Consider the following 18,458-nt stretch of genomic DNA (forward strand, 5'->3'; position numbering starts at 1 on the left):
ATGACGCTATCCATCTGGAGGTATGCACATTTAGCACTGGCGGTATTTTCGTCCATGTTTTTAGTACTGACATCGTTAACAGGTGCTGTACTGGCTGTAAATGCCATACAGGAGAAAATACCGCCATTTGCATTGCACGACCTTGACGGCATTACTGTTGCAGAAGCACTCCCACAACTGCGAAAGGTATATCCTGAAATTATAGAAATAGAAGTAAACCACAATGGCTTTGTAAAACTGCAGGGCACCGATGCCGATGGTAATGATGTAGATGCATATATAGATATTAAAACAGGTAAAGTACTGGGCAAACCTATTAAAAAAAATGAGTTCATCCAGTGGGTTACTTCGTTCCACAGATCTTTGTTCCTACATGATGCCGGCCGAATTTTTGTGGGCATTAACGCATTTCTGCTATTCCTTATCTCTGTCTCAGGGCTTGTACTTATTTTAAAACGCCAACAGGGCTTGCGCCGTTTCTTTTCTAAAATTGTAAAAGACAGTTTTTCACAGTACTATCATGTATTTACCGGAAGAATAGCTTTAATTCCTATCCTCATTATTTCCCTTACGGGAACATACCTTTCATTAGCGCGTTTCAACGTTTTTCCTAAAGAAAATGCAGAAATAAAGGATAGGCAAAACACGAGTTTCATTTTTAAATCGACCTATTTTTCAGAAGTCGACAAGATTGAATTTCCGTTCTCTGACGATCCGGAAGAATATTACATGCTAAAGCTCAAAGACCGTGAGCTTACTGCTGACCAGGCCGGTAAAGTGCTTAGTGAAACCCAATACCCTTTTACAACGGTAATAGAAACCCTTAGCCTTGATCTGCATACCGGGCGTAGTAGTATAATTTGGGCGGTGGTACTGGGGCTGGCTTCGCTCAATATATTGTTTTTCATCTACTCCGGATTTACAATGACCTTAAAAAGGCGTTCGTCCAGGATCAGAAATACATTTAAAGCTGCGGAAAGCGAATATATACTGCTCGCAGGTTCAGAGAACGGTAGTACACTCCGGTTTGCTAATGCTGTATTAAAACAACTGCTGGATCAAAATAAAAAAGCACACCTTACAGAGCTGAACAATTACACCGTTTTTCCTAAAGCAAAGTATATCATCATACTTACAGCTACACACGGATTAGGTGAAGCGTCTTCAAATGGAAAAAAGCTAATACAACTGATTAAAAAACATCCTCAGCCACATACTATAAATACGGCAGTAGTAGGTTTTGGGTCAACTGCATATCCTGATTTTTGTGCATTCGCAAAGGAGGTCGACAATTTGCTTACTACGCAAAGCTGGGCAAACCCTATTGTTCCGTTATATACCATAAACGATAAATCTGCGGTAGCATTTGCTGCATGGACAAAAACCTGGGCAGATGCTACAGGCATACCACTTGCCACTACTCCTGCCCTATACAACAAGAAACCAAAAGGGCTTCAAAAATTTACGGTTGTTGAAAAAACAACGGTAAGCAGTGACGACCAAACCTTTATGCTTACCATAAAACCGAAGAGGCTTACTACATTTACTTCCGGCGACCTGTTTGCCATTTATCCTAATAACGATGGCACAGAGCGACTGTATTCTATAGGAAAGGTTGATGGTAACATACTGCTTGTAGTAAAACTACATGAGCACGGGCTTGGTTCTTCTTATCTTAATAAACTTAAGCCGAATATAGCCTTTAAAGCACGCATGGTAGATAATCACGCTTTTCATTATCCTGTTAAATCTCCTGCTGTTGCCATGATTTCTAACGGAACGGGCATTGCTCCGTTTCTGGGAATGGCAGCACAAAATAAAAGAAAGACCAATAGCTATTTGTATGCAGGATTCCGCAAAGAAACAGTTATCACAAAGGGTTATATTGCTTTTGCTGATCACCAGATTAAAAAGAAACACCTTACCGATTTCAAGGTTGCGTATTCACGTGAAGGTAATAATTGCTATGTTACCGATTTAGTTGCTAACGATACCCATAAGCTTGCCACACTATTGGCACAGGGAGGCACAATAATGATTTGTGGTTCTATAGCCATGCAGCTTGACGTAGAGGCTGCTCTGAATACTATTTGCCAGAATATGAATAATGAAAGCCTTGACTTTTATAAGGCTAAAAACCAAATCCTGGCTGATTGTTATTAATGTTCAGTTTACTGATTACGATTGTATCATAAGCTCAAAGATAAACCCCGTAACAAAATATGTTTGTTACGGGGTTTATCTTTAAAGCAGGTTCAGTTTTTCTTCTTCAATATCAAGGTATAACAAGTGCTTGCGTACAATTTCTTCGTCGATATTCTGCTCCCTGTTTTTAGTAGTTAGCCATTTGCGTTGGCGTTCCAGTATATCACGATATACCTCCTTTGCCTCATCTGCCATAATAGCTGTTGTATCGCCTAACTGTCCTGTATCTTCCCATTTACAAGCCATTTGATATAAAACAGGGTGTTCATCCATTTCCTTACTATAATCTGCCCTCATTTGTTCCAGCGCATAATAATTAAGCTTACGCCTTATCTTATTATACAACTCCTCTTCAGGCATTATAAAATCTGGATCCGGAATTTTGATCTTCTGTATCATCAACGGCAGTGTAAGTCCTTGTAACAACAAGGTAGTTAGTATTACTATAAAAGTAATGTAGAGTATCAGGTTACGCTCCGGAAACTGGGTACCATCATCTAACTGCACCGGGATAGATAACGCCGCAGCTAAAGATACCACGCCACGCATACCTGCCCACCCCAATAGCATAGGCACCTTATACCCCGGATGCCTTGCATCTGCAACGGTAATAAAATTACGCATTATTAATGTAACTACTACTGCCATATATGCCGATATGAAACGGGCCACAATTAGCACAAGCGTTACAAGTAGCCCGTATCCTGTGGCAGTCCAAAGCCCCTGGTCTTCTAACCCGGCAGTAATTTCCGGCAGGTCCAGCCCAATGAACATAAACACCAGCCCGTTTAGCACAAAACTCAGGCTTTCCCAAACGTTTATGCCCCGCAGCCTTGAACTGCTGCTTAAATAACCAAGCCTGTGTGTAGATAACAATAACCCGCCGCTTACTACGGCAAGCACACCAGAACTGTGTACCTCTTCAGCTGCTATATAAATTGCATAAGGAGTAATAACATCGAGCACAATATCGGCATTAGCATCTGTAGGCAGTAAACGGTGCAATTTCATTATAATATAGCCTACAGCAACACCAATGGCCACACCACCTATAACCATCCATACAAAGCTAAGTGCCGCCTCATGCCATACAAACTGGCCGGTTGCAACGGCTATCATTGCAAAACGGAATATGATTAGTGATGAAGCATCGTTTAAAAGGCTTTCTCCTTCCAAAATGGATGAAAAACGTTTTGGCACTTTTACAAACTTGAGTATGGCTCCGGCACTAACAGCATCCGGTGGCGAAACAATGCCGCCCAACAGAAATCCTAATGCTAATGAAAACCCTGGAATAAAATAGTTAGCCACAAAAGCTACTGATATTGCCGTAAAAAACACGACCAGGAAAGCAAAACTGGTGATAATGCGCCTCCATTTCCATAGCTCTTTCCATGATATGGCCCACGAAGCCTCATACAATAACGGAGGTAGGAAAATAAGGAATATAAGCTCAGAATCTATATGCAGCGCGGGGATACCCGGTATAAAACTAATACCCAGACCGCCCAGTACCAATAGTACAGGATAGGCTATTTTAGCTTTATTGGCCACCATAATAAGCAGCAATATTATTACAATTAACCCCAGATAAAAAGGAAAGTCATGAAACATGTAGAGGTGTGTTTGTTTTGTGTATAATATTACAAAAACTTTGGCTTTTGCAAATCATCCCTACAATAAAAAGATGCTAAACCAACTGCGACGGCGCTACGCCATACGCTTTTTTAAAGGCGAATGAAAAATGCGAAAGGTTTTCAAAACCAACCTCAATATATACATCTGATGCTTTTTTACCTTTCTGTGCTATCAGAAAGTGCGCTTCTTCCAAGCGTTTTTGCTGTAGCCATTTGCTTGGTGTAGTGCCAAATATTTTTTCAAAATCGCGCTTAAAAGTACTAAGGCTACGTCCTGTTAAATAGGCAAACCGCTCTAGCGGTACATTAAAATTAAAATTTTGCAGCATAAAGTCTTTAAGCCCTATTTTTCCGGGTTCTCTAAAGTCAAACAGTACAGGAACAAGATCGGCACGTTTTTGCGCAAGCAGTAAGGCAATCTCCTGCACCTTAAGTGCAATAAGTGTAGAGTTTACTTCTTCTGTACTATTCAAATATGCAATGAGCGATTGCGCAAAACTCTGAAACAAAGGATCGGGATCTAGCGGGATAACGCTGTCTGGTGTATCGCACAACGGGGATGTATCTTTAAAGTTATCCTTTATTTTTAGTAACGTGTCTGCATCCAGCCGTATCGATAGTCCTTTGTATTCGCCTTTATCAACATCGGGCATCTTCGAGAATTTTGCCAGGCGATTCTTGGGGTAAAAAGCAAAATCGCCCGCCTTGAGCTGGTATTCCTTTCGTCCGTCATTAATAGCAAGGCTGCCCGATTCTATGTAGGTAAATACATGTTCCGGAATAAAATTTTCGCCCTCCCTGCTCATACGCGTGTAGCAGGAATAGATAACGCCGCTTACTTTATTAATACTTGAATTTTCCATTGATACAAATTTTGCCACGAATCTCACAAACCTGCCTTGCTTAGGCAGGTTTGTGGCTTCGATTAAAAATTATTTTTTTAAATACGATTTTCCCTGTTCGGTTTCAAAAAAATTCTCCGCCTCATCGTGGTCAGTGCTAAGGCTTACAGGTAGCCATGCTTCCATTTCGGCTGTACGGTCTGCATCCCTGTTTTGCAGCATTCCTATAGCTTCGCTACCCAGTACTAAATGTACCGGCGGATTAGGATGCACTGCTAAATCTATCATAACTTTTGCAGCCTTATCAGGATCGCCAACAGGTACAAAGCTACCGCTTTTAAAAAAGTCGGCACGTTGTTTTACTAAATCGTAGCCTTCAATATCAGCAGCGTAGGTCATACTGTCTCCGGCCCAGTCAGTCCTAAAGCCTCCCGGTTCTACCGATGTTACCTTTATTCCAAAGCTTTCAACTTCTTTTGCTAAAGATTCTGTAAATCCGCTGAGGCCAAATTTTGCTGCCTGGTAAATACTTACTCCTGCGTTGCCTACCCGGCCACCTATAGAACTAATTTGTAATATGCGTCCGCCACCCTGCCTGCGCATGTAAGGCAATACTGCACGCGTAATTTCTATAGGAGCATACAGGTTTGTTTCAAGCTGACTGCGTACCTGCTCATCTGTAAAAGCCTCTGCTGCACCGGTAATGCCAAACCCTGCGTTGTTTACCAAAACATCAACCCTTCCAAAATGTGTTACGGCTTCTGCTACTGCATCATACACGCGGTTGTAATCAGTTACATCTAACTGTAATGCAAGGAACTGCTGCGGGTATAAATCTTCAAAACCTTTAAGCTGTTGCACGTTACGCGCAGTGCCTACTACTTTATCGCCACCGGCTAATACCGCTTCGGTAAGGCTACGGCCAAGGCCACGTGAACTTCCTGTAATAAACCAAACTTTTTCCATGTCAATTAATTCTTTAATTATAAAGACAAAGTTCGGGCATTAACACGCCTTACATTTTGTTGAAACGTTCAACTTTACTTTGCTATAACGTTCAGGATTTCTTTTCGAAGCGCGATAAAATATCGTTCATCATATCGATCTGTACTTTTTGTGTTTCAATAAGGCTTTGCTCCTGGTGCAGTATCAGGTGATCCAGCTTTTCGTGTAACAGGCGTATTTCAAGTTCAGATTTGAGGTTAACCATATAGTCATTCTCAGCCTTTTCACGATCTTTTTCGCCCTGTCGGTTCTGGCTCATCATAATAACAGGAGCCTGTAAGGCCGCCACACAACTCAATATAAGGTTAAGCAGAATAAACGGATATGGGTCAAACCCCTTATTGGCCAGTATAAAAACGTTAGCGCCTATCCATAACAGCAAAAAACCAAGGAATGAAAGTATAAAAGTCCAGCTTCCGCCAAAGGATGCCACTTTATCAGCAACTTTTTGCCCCAGTGTAAGATTGAGGTCATCCTCGTCAGGATTGTCAGATACTAAAGTTTTTTCCCGCAGTGCCTGTAGCACTTTAGCTTCGAGGTCATCAAGCTGCCCCACTTCTTTTTGCAGAAAGTCGGCTATGTATTTTTCGCGGTACTGGTTAAGTTCACCCATGCTCAGGCTACACGTTTCGTTAAACTCAGGATGATCTGCCTTAATAATGTCTAAAATGGGCTGCCTCACAATATTTGCAGGTACGTGTTCGCGCTGCGGGAATTCTTTCCCGGATATATCACTTGTAAATTTCATGTCTAAAACCAGTCTTTCTTTTTAAAATAAATAACCATAACAATTATAGAAACCATCATAATGCCCCATACCACATAATAACCATGTTCTGTATGCAACTCCGGCATATTGTCGAAGTTCATACCGTAAACCCCAACGATAAATGTTAATGGCATAAAGATAACCGAAAATATGGTGAGCGTTTTCATGATCTGGTTCATGCGCTGGCTCTGTGCAGCATAATGAAAGTTAGAGGCACTATCCAGCGAAGTAAGGTCATAATCCGTTTGGTCCAGCATTTCAAGACATTTTTGGTGCAGGCGGGCAAAGTAGGTATGCGTAGTCTTGCGAATAGTTTCGTACTCGTCTTCATCGCGATCGCTCTTAAGGCTAAGCAGGGCATCACGTAGCGGGGCTATAGCACGCTTAAGATATACAAGGTTGTCTTTGGTCTTCTCTATATCTTCAATAATATTTTCTTTACAGTTTTGACGTGCCATATCGGCCAGTTTGGCAATACGGGTTTCATAACGCTCTATGGTTATAAAGAAGTTCTCCATAATGGCATCCAGCATAAGGTAGAGCAGGTAATCGTTCTTCTTTTTTCGAACAATACCTGTACCCGTACGAATACGCTCGCGTATGTGGGTAAAATAGTCGCTCTTTTTTTCCTGAAACGAAATTATAGTATTGCCTTTCAGCAAAAAGCTAACCTGTTCTGTTTTAATACTACCCTGCTCCTCTTCCGGCAGAACCGATTTTATGCTGAAAAACAACACATCGCCCAGCTCTTCTATACGCGTACGCCTATGCACGTTAAGTATATCGCCTATTATAAGTGGTTCTACCTGTACGAGTTCGCCTATATTTTTTATAAGATCAGGGTTATGAAGCCCATGCACGTTAATCCATTTAATGTCATCTGCCTGCTTTTCATCTGTGCATTCTTTTACAATCCTTTCCAGAGAAACTTTATTATATTCTTCATAGCCGTTTTCATCAAAAACAAAAAGCTGTATTTCTATGGGCTCGTCGGTATGCTCGCCGTTATATTCAAAATAGTTTGGCACTACTTTGCGTACTTTGTTGTATTCTATTCTTTTCACAAAAAATGTGGTATTTCTATCCTATAAATATAGGAGTTTTTTAAAATGGATGCTATTTTTACCAAAAGTTTAAGCATGGCTATCCTCATTAAAAATATAAAAGAACTACTCCAGGTTCGCGAAACTAACATTACTAAACTCAGCGGGAGCGAAATGGCTACATTACCATCGCTAAAAAACGCATGGCTTTTGCTTGAAGGCAAAATCATTACAGGCTATGGAACTATGGATACCTGCCCACAAGTTGCTGATGCAGAATTGATAGATGCTACTGGTAAAACCGTATTACCTACCTGGTGCGACAGCCATACACATCTTGTGTATGCCGGTAATCGCGAACAGGAATTTGTAGACCGCATAAACGGATTGAGTTATGAAGAAATAGCCAACCGTGGCGGAGGGATACTTAACTCTGCAAAAAGGCTTAATGAAGCTACTGAGGATGAACTGTATGAACAAAGCCGTCTGCGCCTTGAGGAGGTAATGCGACTGGGTACCGGGGCAATAGAAATTAAATCGGGCTACGGGCTTACGGTAGATGGCGAACTAAAAATGTTACGTGTTATAAAACGCCTGCGCGAAAATTATAACGTAGCCGTTAAAGCAACATTTTTAGGAGCACATGCTTTCCCTACAGCATATAAGGAGAATCATACAGGTTATATTGACCTTATTATAAATGAAATGCTTCCGGCTATAGCCAAGGAAAATCTGGCAGATTATATAGATGCCTTTTGCGAAACAGGTTATTTTTCTGTTGAAGAGACAGAACGCATTATGGAAGCCGGCTTGAACTATGGCCTGCCTGCCAAAATACATGTGAACCAGTTTAACGCCATTGATGGTATTGCTGCCTGCGTAAAATATAATGCCATAAGTGTAGACCATCTTGAGGTGCTGACCGATGCTGATATTGAAGCACTAAAAAATAGCATTACCATGCCGGTGGCATTGCCAACCTGTTCCTTTTTTATAAGCATACCTTATACACCTGCAAGGCAAATGCTAAACGCAGGCTTACCGCTGGCTATTGCAACAGACTATAATCCGGGTACTACACCAAGCGGTAATATGAATCTGGTTGTAGCCACAGCCTGCATAAAAATGAAGATGACACCCGAAGAAGCTATTAATGCCGCTACTATAAACGGAGCCTATGCAATGGGTCTGAGCCATACACATGGCAGCATTACTACCGGTAAAGCTGCAAGTGTAATTATTACCAAACCGGTAAATTCTTATTACGAGCTACCCTATTCATTTGGTACAAACTTAATTGATACTGTAATCATAGCAGGAAAAAAAGTATAAAAAAATGCCACCCAAAAAAGGTGGCATTTTTACTGTATAACTAAATTAATTTAGTTTTTTATTTTCGCTTTCATCGCTTTGTATTCGGCAGTGCGATCAAGTGCCTGATACATACTTGCTAACGTAGAGATTACCCCCTGATCATCAGGATTAATTTTATGTGCTTTTTCAAGATATGGAATTGCACTATTGTAAAGCGCTTCACGTTGCTTTTTAAGCACCTCATAACGGGCATTATCTTTAGCAGATGTACCCAGCTTATTCATCTCATCTACAATTTTCTTTTCACCTGCCAGTTTAAGGGTACCCAGGTTAGTAAGTGCATCAGCATAATCCGGCTTAAGCTCTATAGCTTTCAGGAAATACTTTTCAGCTTCTGCCGGGGCAGTATCCATAGAAAGTACACCCAGGTTATACACAAGTGTAGGATCGTTAGGGTTTTTAGCCAGTGACTCACCTACCAGTTTTTTGTATGTTGCCATATCCCCTGCTTTGTAGGCAAGGTTAGCTTCTTCTATAATAAGGCTGGCATCATCTGGGTTTTCTTTACGGGCATTAGCAAAAAACTGCCTTGCCTTTTCGTTTTCACCCTTACTGTTATATATAAGTGCAATATTTTTTACTATATCCGGCCTTACAGATGGCTGCTTTATCTCCCTTGGTTTTTCGTAAACAATACCTTGTTTTACGGCAGCATCCCTGCTTTCTTTATCTCTAAAACCTTCTTCCTGTCCACTGGCTTTGTTTGTAGCTACATAAATAGTTGCTTCGCCTGTAAATTTAATTTTGTCCAGTTCAAGGTAATATTCTAATGCCTTATCATAATCCTGTGCATTTAAAGACATCGCAGCAGCATTATATAAATTTATAGGCTCATTAGGATCTACCTTGTAAGCAAGGGCAAATGCCATGGCTGTTTCCTTATACATTTTTTTATCAGCAAGCTGCTGAGCCATTAGCAATATGTCGGACTTTAATTTAGGTAAAGACTCCTTCTGAAGTTCATCAGTATATTTCTTCTTACCGGTAGTTTTTTCAATTTCCAGAACCTTGTTAACATCCGCCATACCCTTATCAATGTCAGATACGGCATTCGCCGGATTTAATGCTGCATCAACAAAAAGAAAGTAAGTACCACGATAGTAGTAAAAATCTCTTTTTTGCTCATCGTTAGCACTGCCTATTTTTGATTCAAATGCAGAAAACAATGTATTGTATTCCTGTATTTGTGCTGCTGTTGGAGGCGTTTCAAGTGCATCCAGTTTTTTAAGTGCCTTTAGTTCGTCCTTTTGGGCAAAAGCACTTACAGATAGTAACAGCGATGCCGCTACAACATATTGAATTTTCATAATCTTTTTTATTATTTATTCTTCACTTGTTTCCTCGTCTTCTCCTGTAAAATCTTCCGGGGTAATGTCAAGGTCTTCGGCCTCGGTACCTTCCGGTACTATAATGCCGTTTACACCATTTTCATCAGCACCGTCTAATGCTTCAAGTACAGCTTCATCAACCGCATCTTCCTCACGCATTACTTTAGTTACAGCAGCAATAGAGTCATTACCTTTAATATTAATAAGGCGTACCCCCTGTGTAGCACGGCCCATTACCCTAAGGTCGCTTACGGCCATGCGTATGGTAAGGCCAGATTTGTTGATGATCATAAGGTCATCGGCATCAGTAACACTGTTTATAGATACCAACGCGCCGGTTTTATCTGTAATGCCCAGTGTTTTTACACCCTTACCACCACGGTTTGTAATGCGGTAATCTTCAAGGCTTGAACGCTTGCCATATCCTTTTTCTGATACTACAAGTATTTCACTGTTCATATCATTTACAGATACCATGCCAATTACTTCGTCCTTATCATCGGCAAGGGTAATACCGCGAACACCAGAGGCGCTACGTCCCATCGGTCTTGTCTTACCTTCTTCAAAACGCACCAGCTTACCACTCTTAACCGCTATAAGTACCTGGCTTTCGCCTGTGGTAAGTTTAGCTTCAAGCAGTTCATCATCCTCACGGATGGTAATGGCTGCAATACCGTTAAGTCGCGGACGTGAATATTGCTCAAGCAGGGTCTTTTTAACTATACCCTGTTTTGTAGCCATAATAACGTAGTGGCTGTTTATGTAATCCTGGTTTTTAAGATCCTGTGTACAAATGAATGCTTTTACCTTATCATCATTTTCTATATTAATAAGGTTTTGTATCGCACGGCCTTTACTTGTTTTACTACCTTCCGGAATTTCGTAAACACGCATCCAGAAACATTTACCCTTTTGGGTAAAGAACAGCATATAGTTGTGGTTAGTAGCCACAAACAGGTGCTCCAGGAAGTCCTGGTCGCGGGTAGCCACACCTTTCTGTCCTACACCTCCCCTGTTTTGTGTTTTATATTCGCTAAGTGGCGTACGCTTAATGTAACCCGCGTGAGATATGGTAATAACCACATTTTCATCGGCAATAAGGTCTTCGATGCTTACATCGCCACCTGCATATTCTATCTGACTACGGCGCTCGTCGCCATATTTATCTTTCACTTCTGCAAGCTCTTCTTTAATAAGCTGCATCCTAAGCTCCTTACTTTCAAGGAGTGCTTTTAACTCGCCTATTAATTTCATGATCTCGCTGTATTCTGCACGAAGCTTATCCTGCTCCAGGCCGGTAAGCTGGCGAAGGCGCATCTCTACAATAGCACGTGCCTGTATTTCGCTCAGGTTAAAGCGTTCAATCAATTTTGCACGGGCTTCTTCACCATCCTTAGATCCGCGGATAATGGCAATAACCTCGTCTATATTATCAGATGCTATAATAAGACCCTCTAATATGTGTGCCCTTTCTTCGGCTTTGCGAAGTTCGTACTTGGTACGGCGCACTACAACATCATGCCTGTGTTCCACAAAATAGTGGATCATTTCTTTAAGGTTAAGCAGGTGTGGCCTGCCGTCTACAAGGGCAATGTTATTAACGCTGAATGACGATTGCAGCTGCGTAAATTTAAACAGGGTATTAAGCACCACATTTGGCACTGCCTCCCTCTTTAATATATATACGATACGCATACCGTTACGGTCAGACTCATCACGAATGTTTGCTATGCCCTCAATCCTTTTTTCGTTAACCATGTCAGCCGTTTTCTTGATCATCTCGGCTTTGTTAACCTGATAAGGAATCTCGGTAACAATAATACACTCGCGCCCGTCTATCTCTTCAAAGTTGGTCTTGGCACGCATTACTACACGGCCACGGCCTGTTTTAAAGGCTTCGCGCACGCCCTCATACCCATATATTATACCGCCCGTAGGAAAATCGGGGGCTTTAATATGGTGCATAAGCTCGTCTATCTCTATCTCATTATTATCAATGTAAGCAAGTGTACCGTCTATAACCTCGCTAAGGTTGTGGGGTGGCATATTAGTAGCCATACCCACGGCTATACCGCTGGCACCGTTTATAAGCAGGTTAGGTACGCGCGTAGGCATTACCGTAGGCTCCTGCAGGGTATCGTCAAAGTTTAACTGAAAGTCTACTGTTTCCTTGTCAAGATCGCTCATAATATCCTCAGATATTTTTCTAAGCCTTGCCTCGGTATATCGCATTGCTGCGGGGCTGTCGCCGTCTACAGATCCAAAGTTACCCTGCCCGTCTACTAATAAGTAACGCAGGCTCCACTCCTGTGCCATACGCACCATTGCATCATATACAGATGAATCGCCATGCGGGTGAAACTTACCCAGTACCTCACCCACAATCCTTGCAGATTTTTTGTGAGCCCTGTTACTAAGTACACCCAGTTCATACATTCCGTATAGTACCCTTCTATGCACGGGTTTCAAGCCATCCCTCACATCAGGAAGCGCCCTCGACACGATTACTGACATTGAATAGTCAATGTAAGCACTCTTCATCTGGTCTTCTATATTAATGGGAATTAACTTTTCTCCTTCTGCCATAAGTAGTTATATTAAAATTTATAGTTATTATAAAACGTGCCAATATACAGAAAAAAAATATGGTTTTATCACATTATGTTAAGATTTTTAATCCATTTATCAACAGAAATACGTTTGCATATAGTTAATAAAGTATTACTAAAAGATTTTTATTTTCTGACTATTTTTCGTCTCTTAGCCTGACAGTACTTTTATTTTAGGTATAGTTTTTGCAATTTCCTGAGGAAATAGTTACATTTACAAGTAGTAAAGAAAGGGCATATTTTATGGACGATAATTTTTCACCAAGGGTCAAGGACGTTATAACATACAGCAAGGAAGAAGCCCTGCGTTTAGGCCATGACTTTATTGGTACAGAACACCTGATGTTGGGCATTTTAAGGGATGGGAACGGCAAGGCCATTTCTATACTTAACAGCATATCGGTAGATTTAGAGCACCTGCGCCGCAAAGTAGAGATACTAAGCCCCGCAAACCCTACCGCCGAACGTAATAATGAAAAGAAAAACCTTCATTTAACACGCCAGGCCGAAAGGGCACTGCGCACCACGTTTCTGGAAGCTAAGGTTTTCCAGAGTACAAGTATCAGTACAGCGCATTTACTGCTGTGCATACTGCGTAATGAGAACGACCCTACCACAAAACTGCTCAACAAACTAAAAATTGATTACGAAACAGTTAAAGAACAATTTATCAGCATGACATCAAACGAGGAAGACTTTATGGAAAATCTGCCAAAAGCGGAATCCTACAACGACGATCCCGGACAGGATGACAGTTTGAGGGGCGAAAGCAGCTTTAACAATCCTGCATCGGGCAATAAAGCCAACAAAAAATCAAAAACCCCGGTTCTTGATAACTTTGGCCGCGACCTTACAGAACTTGCCGAAGAAGGCAAATTAGACCCTGTAGTGGGCCGTGAAAAAGAAATAGAACGTGTATCGCAAATACTTAGCCGACGCAAAAAAAACAACCCGCTCCTTATAGGTGAGCCGGGTGTGGGTAAATCAGCCATTGCCGAAGGCCTTGCACTGCGCATTATCCAGAAAAAAGTATCGCGCATCTTATTCAATAAGCGCGTAGTTACCCTGGATCTTGCCAGCCTTGTGGCCGGTACTAAATACCGCGGACAGTTTGAAGAGCGTATGAAAGCCGTAATGAACGAGCTTGAAAAGAACGACGACATCATCCTGTTTATAGATGAGATACATACCATTGTAGGTGCGGGTGGTGCAACAGGTTCGCTGGATGCCAGCAACATGTTCAAACCGGCATTAGCAAGGGGCGAAATTCAATGTATTGGTGCCACTACCCTTGATGAGTACCGCCAGTATATTGAGAAAGACGGCGCGCTTGAGAGGCGTTTCCAGAAGGTAATTGTTGAACCTACTTCGGTTCCTGAAACCATTACCATACTAAACAACATCAAAAACAAGTATGAAGACCACCACAATGTAATTTATACCCAGGAAGCTATTGAGGCCTGTGTGAAACTTACAGACCGTTATATGAGTGAACGCTTTTTACCGGACAAGGCTATTGATGCCCTTGACGAAGCTGGAAGCCGCGTACACATAACAAATATTGATGTTCCTAAGCAGATACTTGACCTTGAGCGCCAGCTTGAAGAAGTGCGTGAGCTTAAGAACAGCGTGGTTAAAAAACAAAAATATGAAGAGGCTGCAAGGCTTCGTGATGACGAAAAACGTATTGAAAAAGAACTTGCCATAGCCCAGGAGCAGTGGGAAGAAGATTCTAAAAACAACCGCGTTACCGTTACCGAAGACAATGTTGCTGATGTGGTAAGCATGATGACCGGTATACCGGTAAACCGTATTGCCCAGACAGAAAGCAACAAACTTGCCAGGCTGCCTGAACTTATTAAAGGTAAGGTTATTGGCCAGGATGAAGCAGTGCAAAAAATTGCCAAGTCAATACAGCGTAACCGTGCCGGCCTAAAAGACCCGAACAAACCGATTGGTTCGTTCATCTTCCTTGGGCAAACGGGTGTGGGTAAAACACAGCTTGCTAAAGTTATTGCAAAAGAACTTTTTGACAGCGAAGATGCCCTTATCCGTATCGACATGAGCGAGTATATGGAAAAATTTGCCATATCGCGCCTTGTGGGTGCGCCTCCGGGATACGTAGGTTATGAAGAAGGCGGACAGCTTACCGAGAAAGTAAGAAGGAAACCTTATGCAGTAGTACTTCTTGATGAGATTGAAAAAGCCCACCCTGATGTATTTAACATGATGCTTCAGGTACTGGATGACGGTTTCTTAACAGATAGCCTTGGCCGTAAGATCGACTTTAAGAACACTATCATTATAATGACCTCTAACGTAGGTGCCCGTCAGTTAAAAGACTTTGGCCAGGGTGTAGGTTTTGGTACATCTGCTAAAAAATCTCAGGCAGACGATCATACAAAAGGTGTTATTGAAGCTGCGCTTAAAAAAACATTTGCGCCGGAGTTCATCAACAGGATAGACGATATCATAGTGTTTAACGCACTTGAAAAAACAGATATTGATAAAATCATCCTTATCGAGCTTGAAAAGCTTTATACCCGTATTAAAGACCTTGGATACAACATTGCCCTGAGCGAAAAAGCACAGGACTTTATTGCCGAGAAAGGTTTTGATAAGCAGTATGGTGCAAGGCCGCTTAAACGTGCTATCCAGAAATATGTAGAAGATGTTCTTGCAGAAGAGATCATTACTTCTAAAATTTCCAGTGGCGACGAGATCTTTATGGATCTTGAAGAAAACGGTACTGAACTTGCCGTTACCATCAAGAAAGCTGAAAATCCTGCAAGCTAAATTTTAAAAGGTTTATTTATAAAGATATCCCCATTGGTTTTTACCGGTGGGGATTTTTTTATGATCATGACCTACGGCTATAATGCTTAATAAATTACAAGTATTTTTTATTTTGCCCTGCTTCTTATGTAATCGAAAAAAAAACCGACCTCAGTTTTCTCAAATAATTGTGCTTAAAAGTTTAACAAACAAAAATTCTACATCGATTTTTTACGAATTTGAAGCCCCTTATTTAGAATGAGTTTTCCTATATTTGCAAGCCTTCTTTTCTATATTCGGCTTAGTGTGAAATAAGCACATTAAGCCAGATATAAAGGCCGAAACAAACTAAAAATAACAAATTAATAATCAGCCTATTCGGTTTCTTTTAGCCGAACGGGTTAAAACAAACAGAACATGTCCGATACATCAAAAATCTATTACACGATAACTGATGAGGCCCCAATGCTGGCCACCCACTCTTTCCTGCCTATCGTGCAGGCTTTTGCTGCCCCTGCCGGGATAGCAGTTGAAACCAGGGATATATCGCTTGCCGGAAGGATACTGGCTAACTTTCCTGAAAATCTTACTGAAGACCAAAAAATAGGCGATGCACTTACCGAACTTGGTGAACTTGCTAACACGCCTGAGGCTAACATAATCAAGCTTCCTAACATCTCTGCTTCTGTACCACAGCTAAAAGCAGCTATTAAAGAACTTCAGGCTCAGGGCTACAACATTCCTGATTTCCCGGAAGATGCTAAAACAGAAGAAGAAAAAACAGCTAAGGCTAAATACTCTAAAGTATTAGGTTCTGCTGTAAACCCGGTGCTTCGCGAAGGTAACTCAGACCGTCGTGCACCTAAAGCGGTTAAAAATTATGCTAAAGCACATCCACACTCTATGGGTGCCTGGAGTGCAGACAGCAAAACCCATGTTGCCAGCATGAGCGAAGGCGACTTTTACGGTAGCGAAAAATCGGTTACTGTAAACGAAGCTACTGACGTTAAAATAGAATTTACTGCACAAGACGGTACTGTTACCGTTCTTAAAGCATCTACCCCGCTTAAAGTAGGCGAGATAATTGACAGTTCTGCGCTTAACCTTAACAAGCTTAAGGCATTTATTGCCAAAGAAATTGTTGATGCAAAAGCTCAGGGCGTACTGTTCTCAGTTCACCTTAAGGCTACCATGATGAAGGTGTCTGACCCTATTATTTTTGGTGCTATTGTAGAGGTTTTCTACGCCGAAGTATTCGAAAAATATGCTGAATTGTTTAAGCAATTGGGTGTTGACACCCGTAACGGCCTTGGTGATGTATATGCTAAAATAGCAGGTACACCTCAGGAAGCCGAAGTTAAGGCTGCTATAGAAGCGGTTTATACTACTGCCCCAGCCCTTGCCTACGTTAATTCTGACAACGGTATTACTAACCTGCACGTGCCAAGCGACGTTATTGTAGATGCTTCTATGCCTGCAATGATTCGTACAAGCGGCCAGATGTGGAATATAGACGGTAAGCAGCAGGATACTAAAGCCATCATACCGGACAGGAGTTACAGCGGCATTTATACTGCTACTATCGACTTTTGTAAAGTTCACGGTGCATTTAACCCTGCAACAATGGGCAGCGTACCAAACGTAGGCCTTATGGCTCAAAAAGCGGAAGAGTACGGATCTCATGATAAAACATTCCAGCTAACCGCTAATGGTGTGGTTAAAGTTGTTGATAACAACAACGGTACAGTTTATATGGAGCAGGCTGTTGAGGCCGGCGACATCTTCAGGATGTGCCAGACTAAAGATGCCCCTATACAGGACTGGGTTAAACTTGCTGTAAACCGTGCAAGGCTTAGCGATACACCGGCTGTTTTCTGGCTGGATGAAAACCGTGGCCACGATGTACAGCTTATTGCAAAAGTTGAAAAATACCTTCAGGATCACGATACTGACGGTCTTGACATACAAATACTTGACCCTATTGCTGCTACAAAATTCTCTCTTGAGAGGATAAAAGACGGCAAAGACACTATATCTGTAACCGGTAACGTACTACGTGACTACCTTACAGACCTTTTCCCTATCCTGGAACTGGGTACATCGGCTAAAATGCTTTCTATAGTGCCTCTTATGAATGGTGGCGGACTGTTTGAAACCGGCGCCGGTGGTTCTGCACCTAAGCACGTTCAGCAGTTTGTTGAAGAGGGTTACCTGCGTTGGGATTCACTGGGCGAGTTCCTTGCTCTTGGTGTATCTTTAGAGCACCTCGGACAAACTCAAAACAACAGTAAAGCACTTGTGCTTAGCGAAACGTTAGACCAGGCGAACGAAAAGTTCCTTGAAAATGATAAGTCACCCGCACGCCGTGTAGGCCAGATCGATAACCGTGGTTCTCACTTCTACCTTGCACTATACTGGGCACAGGCTCTTGCCGCACAGGATAAAGATGCTGAATTAAAAGCATTGTTTGCACCAATAGCTGCTGAACTTACTGAAAATGAAGCTAAAATTGATGCTGAACTTATTGCTGCACAAGGCAAAGCTCAGGAAATAGACGGTTACTATCACCCTAACTATGCTAAGACTGATGCTGCCATGAGGCCAAGCGAAACGCTTAACGCGATACTTGCTAAACTTAAGTAATATATTTAGCGGGAGCCTAACAGATATCCCGTTAAACTTAAATACGAAAGCCATCCTTTAACCGGGATGGCTTTTTGTTTGTAAGAGCTTACTAGTAAAGGAAGGCAAATGCAAATATGCCAAATAAAACAAAACCTTAGTGAAACGTTATAAAAAAACAACAGAGTCAAACTCAAAAGGGTTAATTCACTATTTCTTAACCCCGCCTTAATGAAAGCCTGCATCATA

Annotated in this window: 11 protein-coding genes; 4 read left to right on the forward strand and 7 right to left on the reverse strand. The window is 41.7% G+C overall.

The features are described 5' to 3' along the window. Nucleotides 1-2,163, forward strand: coding sequence for a PepSY domain-containing protein (locus DYH63_RS07545; RefSeq protein ID WP_116788225.1), 2,163 nt, complete (start codon nt 1-3; stop codon nt 2,161-2,163). An 81-nt stretch (nt 2,164-2,244) separates the two neighbouring features. Here the strand turns inward: DYH63_RS07545 and DYH63_RS07550 are convergent, their stop codons facing one another. The 5 genes from DYH63_RS07550 to corA all read right to left on the reverse strand — a co-directional run bounded on the left by DYH63_RS07550 (nt 2,245) and on the right by corA (nt 7,522). After that, nucleotides 2,245-3,819: a Na+/H+ antiporter gene (locus DYH63_RS07550; RefSeq protein WP_116788226.1), complete on the reverse strand. Its 1,575-nt coding sequence runs from the start codon at nt 3,817-3,819 to the stop codon at nt 2,245-2,247. A 76-nt stretch (nt 3,820-3,895) separates the two neighbouring features. Further along, nucleotides 3,896-4,705: a helix-turn-helix domain-containing protein gene (locus DYH63_RS07555; RefSeq protein ID WP_116788227.1), complete on the reverse strand. Its 810-nt coding sequence runs from the start codon at nt 4,703-4,705 to the stop codon at nt 3,896-3,898. A gap of 69 nt (nt 4,706-4,774) precedes the next feature. Beyond that, complete coding sequence (locus DYH63_RS07560) at nt 4,775-5,650, reverse strand: oxidoreductase (RefSeq protein ID WP_116788228.1); 876 nt, start codon at nt 5,648-5,650, stop codon at nt 4,775-4,777. 91 nt (nt 5,651-5,741) lie between these two features. Next, nucleotides 5,742-6,437 (reverse strand): DUF1003 domain-containing protein, encoded by a 696-nt coding sequence (locus DYH63_RS07565; RefSeq protein ID WP_116788229.1) that lies wholly within the window; start codon nt 6,435-6,437, stop codon nt 5,742-5,744. 2 nt (nt 6,438-6,439) lie between these two features. Beyond that, the gene (gene corA / locus DYH63_RS07570; RefSeq protein ID WP_116788230.1) at nt 6,440-7,522 is read right to left on the reverse strand and encodes a magnesium/cobalt transporter CorA; all 1,083 of its coding nucleotides are present in this window, start codon (nt 7,520-7,522) and stop codon (nt 6,440-6,442) included. Between the two features lie 75 nt (nt 7,523-7,597). On the opposite strand from corA, the gene hutI reads away from it, so the two are divergent. Beyond that, nucleotides 7,598-8,833 (forward strand): imidazolonepropionase, encoded by a 1,236-nt coding sequence (hutI, locus tag DYH63_RS07575; protein ID WP_116790769.1) that lies wholly within the window; start codon nt 7,598-7,600, stop codon nt 8,831-8,833. 50 nt (nt 8,834-8,883) lie between these two features. Here hutI and DYH63_RS07580 read toward each other — a convergent pair whose 3' ends face one another. Both DYH63_RS07580 and gyrA read right to left on the reverse strand, forming a co-directional pair. Continuing rightward, complete coding sequence (locus DYH63_RS07580) at nt 8,884-10,182, reverse strand: tetratricopeptide repeat protein (protein WP_116788231.1); 1,299 nt, start codon at nt 10,180-10,182, stop codon at nt 8,884-8,886. 15 nt (nt 10,183-10,197) lie between these two features. Beyond that, nucleotides 10,198-12,789: a DNA gyrase subunit A gene (gene gyrA, locus DYH63_RS07585; RefSeq protein WP_116788232.1), complete on the reverse strand. Its 2,592-nt coding sequence runs from the start codon at nt 12,787-12,789 to the stop codon at nt 10,198-10,200. Between the two features lie 266 nt (nt 12,790-13,055). Here gyrA and DYH63_RS07590 point away from each other — a divergent pair, with 266 nt between their 5' ends. Continuing rightward, the gene (locus tag DYH63_RS07590) at nt 13,056-15,608 is read left to right on the forward strand and encodes an ATP-dependent Clp protease ATP-binding subunit (protein ID WP_116788233.1); all 2,553 of its coding nucleotides are present in this window, start codon (nt 13,056-13,058) and stop codon (nt 15,606-15,608) included. Nucleotides 15,609-16,004: 396 nt separating this feature from the next. Beyond that, nucleotides 16,005-18,230: an NADP-dependent isocitrate dehydrogenase gene (locus DYH63_RS07595; RefSeq protein ID WP_116788234.1), complete on the forward strand. Its 2,226-nt coding sequence runs from the start codon at nt 16,005-16,007 to the stop codon at nt 18,228-18,230. Nucleotides 18,231-18,458 lie beyond the last annotated feature (228 nt).

The sequence above is a fragment of the Flavobacterium psychrotrophum genome, from assembly GCF_003403075.1.
Classification (GTDB): domain Bacteria; phylum Bacteroidota; class Bacteroidia; order Flavobacteriales; family Flavobacteriaceae; genus Flavobacterium; species Flavobacterium psychrotrophum.

Coding starts and splice junctions, on each gene's coding strand:
- hutI (WP_116790769.1), top strand. CDS start 7,598: ATGGCTATCCTCATTAAAAATATAAAAGAACTACTCCAGGTTCGCGAA.
- DYH63_RS07560 (WP_116788228.1), bottom strand. CDS start 5,650: ATGGAAAAAGTTTGGTTTATTACAGGAAGTTCACGTGGCCTTGGCCGT.
- DYH63_RS07565 (WP_116788229.1), bottom strand. CDS start 6,437: ATGAAATTTACAAGTGATATATCCGGGAAAGAATTCCCGCAGCGCGAA.
- DYH63_RS07545 (WP_116788225.1), top strand. CDS start 1: ATGACGCTATCCATCTGGAGGTATGCACATTTAGCACTGGCGGTATTT.
- DYH63_RS07580 (WP_116788231.1), bottom strand. CDS start 10,182: ATGAAAATTCAATATGTTGTAGCGGCATCGCTGTTACTATCTGTAAGT.
- gyrA (WP_116788232.1), bottom strand. CDS start 12,789: ATGGCAGAAGGAGAAAAGTTAATTCCCATTAATATAGAAGACCAGATG.
- DYH63_RS07590 (WP_116788233.1), top strand. CDS start 13,056: ATGGACGATAATTTTTCACCAAGGGTCAAGGACGTTATAACATACAGC.
- DYH63_RS07550 (WP_116788226.1), bottom strand. CDS start 3,819: ATGTTTCATGACTTTCCTTTTTATCTGGGGTTAATTGTAATAATATTG.
- DYH63_RS07595 (WP_116788234.1), top strand. CDS start 16,005: ATGTCCGATACATCAAAAATCTATTACACGATAACTGATGAGGCCCCA.
- DYH63_RS07555 (WP_116788227.1), bottom strand. CDS start 4,705: ATGGAAAATTCAAGTATTAATAAAGTAAGCGGCGTTATCTATTCCTGC.